At 65.5% G+C, this 1,974-nt stretch carries 1 protein-coding gene; it reads left to right on the plus strand.

Annotated features, from left to right (window positions below):
- Positions 1–1,974, plus strand: a 1,974-nt coding sequence (locus tag WDV06_RS36720; protein ID WP_395514136.1) for a dihydropteroate synthase, incomplete at both ends; no start/stop codon positions are given.

The raw sequence follows: 1,974 nt of genomic DNA on the forward strand, positions 1-1,974 counted from the left end.
ACCGGCACGATGCTGTTGGGTTCGGAGATCGGGGCGGCACTGACGGCGCTGGAGCCGTTGGGGATCGACATGATCGGTCTGAACTGCGCCACCGGCCCCGCGGAGATGAGCGAGCACCTGCGCTATCTGGCGCGCAACGCGCGTATTCCGCTGTCGTGCATGCCGAACGCGGGTCTGCCGGTGCTGACGAAGCAGGGGGCCCACTATCCTCTGTCGGCCGTCGAGCTGGCGGACGCGCAGGAGACGTTCGTGCGTGAGTACGGGCTGTCGCTGGTGGGCGGTTGCTGTGGTACGACGCCGGAGCATCTGCGGCAGGTGGTGGAGCGGGTGCGGGGTGCCGCGGTCGTCGAGCGCACTCCTGAGCCGGAGCCGGGTGCGGCGTCGTTGTACCAGACGGTGCCGTTCCGTCAGGACACGTCCTACATGGCGATCGGTGAGCGGACGAACGCGAACGGGTCGAAGAAGTTCCGTGAGGCGATGCTGGAGGGCCGCTGGGACGACTGTGTGGAGATGGCGCGGGATCAGATCCGTGAGGGTGCGCACATGCTGGACCTGTGCGTGGATTACGTGGGCCGTGACGGTGTCGCGGACATGCGGGAGCTGGCCGGCCGCTTCGCCACCGCCTCCACCCTCCCCATCGTTCTGGACTCGACCGAGGTTCCGGTGATCCAGGCGGGTCTGGAGAAGCTGGGCGGGCGTGCGGTCATCAACTCGGTGAACTATGAGGACGGTGACGGCCCGGAGTCGCGGTTCGCGAGGGTGACGCGGCTGGCGCAGGAGCACGGTGCGGCGCTGATCGCGTTGACGATCGACGAGGAGGGCCAGGCCCGCACGGTCGAGCACAAGGTGGCGATCGCCGAGCGGCTGATCGAGGACCTGACGTCGAATTGGGGCATCCGTGAGTCGGACATCCTGATCGACACGTTGACGTTCACGATCTGTACGGGGCAGGAGGAGTCGCGCAAGGACGGTATCGCGACGATCGAGGCGATCCGTGAGCTGAAGCGGCGTCATCCAGAGGTGCAGACGACGCTGGGGTTGTCGAACATCTCCTTCGGTCTGAATCCGGCGGCCCGGATCCTGTTGAACTCGGTGTTCCTGGACGAGTGCGTCAAGGCGGGTCTGGACTCGGCGATCGTCCACGCGTCGAAGATCCTGCCCATTGCGCGGTTCGACGAGGAGCAGGTCAACACCGCTCTGGACCTGATCTACGACCGCCGTGAGGGCGACTACGACCCCCTCCAGAAGCTGATGGCCCTGTTCGAGGGCGTCAACACCAAGTCGATGAAGGCCGGCAAGGCCGAGGAACTCCTCGCCCTGCCGTTGGAGGAGCGTCTCCAGCGGCGGATCATCGACGGGGAGAAGAACGGCCTGGAGGCCGATCTCGATGAGGCCCTGCAAACCCGTCCGGCGCTGGACATCGTCAACGACACGCTGCTGGAGGGCATGAAGGTCGTCGGTGAGCTGTTCGGTTCGGGGCAGATGCAGCTGCCGTTCGTGCTCCAGTCGGCCGAGGTGATGAAGACCGCGGTGGCGTATCTGGAGCCGCACATGGAGAAGACCGATGACGAGGGCAAGGGCACCATCGTGCTCGCCACGGTCCGTGGTGACGTCCATGACATCGGCAAGAACCTGGTTGACATCATCTTGACCAACAACGGCTACAACGTCGTGAACATCGGGATCAAGCAGCCGGTCTCGGCGATCGTGGAGGCCGCCCAGGAACACAAGGCCGATGTCATCGGCATGTCCGGTCTCCTGGTGAAGTCCACCGTGATCATGAAGGAGAACCTGGAGGAACTGAACTCCCGGGGGCTGGCTGCCCGTTTCCCCGTGATCCTGGGCGGTGCGGCCCTGACCCGCGCGTATGTGGAGCAGGACCTCCACGAGATCTACGAGGGCGAGGTCCGCTACGCCCGTGACGCCTTCGAGGGCCTGCGGCTGATGGACGCACTGATCGCCGTCAAGCGCGGC

This window comes from Streptomyces racemochromogenes (genome assembly GCF_044129415.1).
GTDB classification, from domain to species: Bacteria; Actinomycetota; Actinomycetes; order Streptomycetales; family Streptomycetaceae; genus Streptomyces; species Streptomyces racemochromogenes_A.